4 protein-coding genes are annotated in these 4,849 nt (G+C 65.7%); 2 read left to right on the forward strand and 2 right to left on the reverse strand.

Annotated elements, in window-relative coordinates; all coding sequences use genetic code 11:
- On the reverse strand, positions 1-766 hold a 766-nt coding region (locus H5T60_11555; protein MBC7243068.1), incomplete at its 3' end, for a glycosyltransferase family 39 protein.
- Between the two features lie 2 nt (positions 767-768).
- Positions 769-2,178, reverse strand: a complete 1,410-nt coding sequence (locus tag H5T60_11560) for a sugar transferase (GenBank protein MBC7243069.1) — start codon at positions 2,176-2,178, stop codon at positions 769-771.
- Positions 2,179-2,344: 166 nt separating this feature from the next.
- Here H5T60_11560 and H5T60_11565 point away from each other — a divergent pair, with 166 nt between their 5' ends.
- Entirely contained in the window at positions 2,345-4,024 is a 1,680-nt protein-coding gene (locus H5T60_11565; GenBank protein ID MBC7243070.1) for a G5 domain-containing protein, read from the forward strand.
- On the forward strand, positions 4,014-4,849 hold an 836-nt coding region (locus H5T60_11570; protein ID MBC7243071.1), incomplete at its 3' end, for a response regulator. The genes H5T60_11565 and H5T60_11570, both read left to right, overlap by 11 nt.

Consider the following 4,849-nt stretch of genomic DNA (forward strand, 5'->3'; position numbering starts at 1 on the left):
GGCCGGCTCGCCACGGCCAGAGCGACCCGAGGACGATGAGCGCGAGGGCCGCCGGCGCGATGAAGCCGGTGCGCTTGGTCAGCAATGCCAACACAGCGCAGGACAGCATGCCCAACGCCCGTCCCCATGTCAGGCGTTCCCGCAGGGCGCCGGCGCCGCATACGAAGACCCCCGCGGAGAAGAACGCCGCCAGGTTGTCGTTGTTGGCGGCGGCGTGGATAAAGGCGAACATGGGCAGGCCGGCCGTGAATACCGCCGTGCCGGCCGCAAGGCCAGGATGACGCGGGAAGAGCCCTCGGCCGGCCAGCCACGCCATGACCACAATGCCGGCACCCAGCAGTGCCGAGAACCAGCGCACCAGCCGCAGTTGCGCCGCCGCATCCTGTAGGCCGCTCCAGCGCACCAGCCGGCCGGCAATCCAGTAATACAGCGGCGGCTGATGCGTCTCGTGGGCGAAACCCGGCCAGATGTCATCCAGCGTGTGCGGGGGACTCTGTGGGTCATATGGACGGATGAAATAGCCGTACTGCCAGAACCGATGCGCTTCCATCGAGGAGATGATGCGCTCCTGGATGGCCGCGGCCGCCGGCGTCCCTGGCGCCGCATCCTCCGCCATCAGCAGGATGTACTCCATGTGGCGCGGCTCGTCCGGCCCCTGCCACGGAGGCACCAGATAGAGGTACAGGGCTTGATGCGCCAGGGAGAGCACGAACAGCAGGAATGCGGTGCCGGCCGCCGGCCAGCAACCCCGCCAGCGCATGGACATCGTCAATACGACCCCTTCCCCGAGAAGATGGCCGGCAGGGTCAGCGCCATAATCTTCAGGTCCTCCCACAGCGAGTAATGCTGGATATAATCAATCTCCAACCGCACCCGATCATCCAGCGGCAGGTCCGCCCGACCGTTCACTTGCATGGGGCCGGTCAGCCCGGGTTTCACCAGCAGGCGCTTCCTCTGCCAGGCATTATACGTCTGCACGATGCGCAGCTCTTCCGGCCGCGGCCCTACCATACTCATATCCCCCCGCAGGACGTTCCAAAGCTGGGGCAGTTCATCCAGGCTGAAGCGCCGCAGGAATCTCCCGACCCGTGTGACGCGCGGGTCATCCGGGATTTTCAGCGGGGGCTTCTCCCAGCCGCGCTCCCGCAGCAGTGCCTGCAGGCGCTCCTCCGCATCGGGCACCATGGTGCGGAACTTGTACATGGTGAAGATGCGGCCGTCCTGCCCCACCCGCGGCTGTCGGAACAGCACCGGGCCGTCGGAATCGAGCCGCACCGCCAGCGCGATGAGGGCCATCAGCGGCGCAGTCATCACGAGGAGCACCGCCGAGACGATGATATCCAGGACGCGCTTGACCGCCGCCTGCCAGGTCGTCAGGCGCAAATCGCTCACGCCGATGAGCGATATGCCGTACAAATCCTCCACACGCGGGCAGAAGGCAATCTCGCCGGCATAGTCCGGGGCCAGATACACCCGCACCCCCAGCTCCTGCAGGGCCAGGATATGCTCCGCCAGCGGCAGGGTATCCCCGAACGGCAGGGTCAGGATCACGCAGTCCGCATCATGCTCCTGCACCAGCTCCAGCAAGTGATCCATATCTCCCAGACAGGGGGCGCCGGCCCCCAGGGATGTGGTTCTCCCACCGCCGGCGTACCCCACCAGCTCGAACCCCGCCCAGGGGTGCGTTTGAATGCGCCGGCCGATCTCCAGCGCCGTCGGCCCCTCGCCGGCGATAATGGTGCGCAGAGCCTCCCCTCGCCGATGCCGGCGCGCCAACAGCACCGCCCACGCCCAGCGCGCAAGAAGGAGCAGGAGGAAGTCCAGCACGGCAAAGTAGACGACCAGCAGGCGGGAGAAATCGCGCATGCGGGTGAAATACAGCCCGCCGGCGAAGAGCATCAGCGACATGCTCAATGCCGCCAGCAGGGAGCGCAGGGCATCCCCGAAGGGCCGCCGGCGCCCGTCGTACACCCCGAAAAAGAGGAAGCACCCTGTCCAGATGACCGCCACCATGACGTACACCGCCGGCGTCAGATACACGGTGCCGGGAGCAATCTCCCGCCCGAAGGGAATCCGATGCCGCAGGAGATCGGCCAGCCACAGCGCCAGCAGGGTCAGGATCAGGTCGGCAAGCAGTATGGGCAGGGGACGGATCAACGGACGTTTCTTGGGCTTCACGACCGCTCGCTGTTCCAGAAGCGTCAGGCCCCATAACTCTGGGGATACAGATGCCGCTAGCAGGAATTATACCGGTTCCGATGCGCCGGCGCAAATAGTGCCGGCGTTTGCCCCGCGGCGCGCTTTGTGGTACGATATATCAACCGGAGGGCATATGGATGGCAGGATGCACGCGCTGCGCCGGCAAATCTGGCTTCTCATGGCTCTGCTCATCGGGGTGAGCATGATGCGGCTGACGGGGTGTCTGGCGCCTGCCCCAGCCGCCAAACTCGTCACCATCGAGACCAGCGACATGCGGCTGGTCATGTACACCACCGCCGGCACCGTGCGCGAGGTCCTCCTGCAGGCCGGCATCTCCCCAGGACAAATGGACCGCGTCGAACCCGACCTCTGGCAAGAGGTGCAGGACGGCGCCACCGTGCGGGTGGTGCGGGTGGAAGAACGCCAGGAGACGGAGCGCCGGCCCATCCCCTTCTCCCAGAAAATCATCAAGAGCGAGGCCCTCCCTCCCGGCGAGCGCAAACTACTCCAGTTAGGTGCCAACGGCGAGGAAGAGATCGTCTATCGCCTCGTGCTGGAGGACGGACAGGTTGTGGAGCGCACCGAAGCCCAGCGCATCATCATCAAACCGCCGGTGGACGAGATCATCGCCGTTGGCCTGCAGGCCGATCTCCCCTCGGTTCCCATTACCGGCACCCTGGTCTATATTTCCGCCGGCAACGCCTGGGTCATGCGCGGCACCAGCGCGAGCCGCCGGCCGCTGACCTCCTCCGGCGACCTGGACGGCCGCGTGCTGGCGCTCTCCCCCGACGGCGAGTGGCTGGTATACTCGCGGGCGGAGACCAGCGGCCGGCCGCATGTCCTCAATTCCCTCTGGATCGTCGGGACTTCCATCCTGAACGAGCCGTCATACCCGCTGGGCATCGAGGGGGTGATGTACGCCGAGTGGACGGCCGATGGGAAAGGCATCATCTATTCCACGGCGGAGCGCACCAGCGGCGCACCCGGCTGGCGCGCCCATAATGACATTTGGAAGGCGACCATTTACGGATTGACGCCGGCCGGCAAACGCACCGGCAATGAGAAGATCACTACCCTGACGCAGAAGCTCCTGGACCCGCCGGCGGAAACGGTCTACAGTTGGTGGGGCACCCACTTTGCCCTCTCCCCTGACGGCCGCTGGCTGGCCTACGGCCAGGCCGATGAGGTCGGCGTCATTGATCTGCGCGCCGGCGTCCGCTCCCCCCTGCTCCATTTCGCCACCTATCACACGTACGGCGAGTGGGTCTGGCTACCTGAGCTGAGCTGGTCCCCCGACAGCCGCTACCTTGCCTGTTCCGTGCATGGTCAGATGGAAGGCATGGACCCGGAAGACAGTCCCGTGTTTGACCTGTGGGTGGTGGAGCGCACAGGAGCGGTCAAGGTGCCGATCTCCCCGGATGTGGGGATGTGGACCGCGCCGGCCTGGTCGCCGGCCAGGCGCCTGCCGGACGGCTCGCGCGAGAGCGCCATCGCCTTCGGCATAGCCTACAGCCCCCGCAGTTCCCAGGACAGCCGGTATGACCTGTACGTCATGGATCGGGATGGAAGCAACCGCCGCAAGCTTTTCCCGCCGGCCGATATGCCTGGCCTGGTAGCGCCGGAGCTGGCCTGGTCGCCGGACGGCCGGCAGATGGTCATCGCGCATCAGGGCTACCTGTATCTGCTGGATGTGGACAGCGGCACCTGGCAGAAACTCACTGCCGATGGGCAGAGCGGTCAGCCGCGCTGGGCCGGCGAACCCACGGCCAGCGAGGAGGACATGGGACATGGCGAGGAAATCACCAACAAGGATTTTGGTCGTTGATGATGAGCCCGTGGTACTGCAGGCCCTGCAGGAGAGCCTTCGCCGGCGGGGATACCAGGTGGACACCGCCTCCACCGGGCAGGAAGCGCTGGAGCATGTGCGCGCAGTGATACCTGACCTGATCATCCTCGATCTGCTTCTGCCCGGCATGGACGGATTCGAGGTCTTCCAGGCGCTCAAGCGAGATGCGCACACCCGCCACATCCCCATCATCCTGCTCACCGGGGTATACGACACCGAGGAGCATAAGGAGGCCGGCCTGCAGATGGGCGCCGTCGGCTACATCATCAAGGAGCGCGGCCGGGACTTTAACGCCGAGAAGCTGGCGCAGACCGTGGAGCAGGTGCTGGAGCATATGCCGGCCGCCGCCCCCGCCGGCACATCCATCGTCATCGTTGACGATGACCGCCTCAATCAGGCCATCCTTCAGCGCGCCCTGATAGAGGCCGGCTACCACGTCCGGCTGGCATCCGAGGGAACACACGGCCTGGAAATTGTCCAGGAGGAGATACCCGACCTGGTCCTGCTGGACTATCGGCTTCCCGATGCGGATGGGCTGGAGCTCCTCCAACAACTGCGCTCCGCTTTTCCGGATATGGCCATCGTGTTCATGACCGCTTACGGCTCCGAGGAGGTCGCCGTCGAGGCCCTGCGGGGCGGCGCGGACGATTATCTCATCAAGCCGTTCCGTCCCTGGCACATCCTCACCGTCGTGGAGAAGAGCCTGGAGAAAGCCCGTCAGCGCCGGCTCACCCGCATCCTGCTCGACGAACTGCGCCAATCCAACCTGCACCTGCGCGCCAAACAGCAGGAGCTGGAGGCGGA

The sequence above is a fragment of the Anaerolineae bacterium genome, assembly GCA_014360855.1.
GTDB lineage: Bacteria > Chloroflexota > Anaerolineae > JACIWP01 > JACIWP01 > JACIWP01.

Bases quoted from the DNA above. Each gene is read 5' to 3' on its own strand.
- H5T60_11565 (MBC7243070.1), top strand. From the start codon at position 2,345: ATGCACGCGCTGCGCCGGCAAATCTGGCTTCTCATGGCTCTGCTCATC.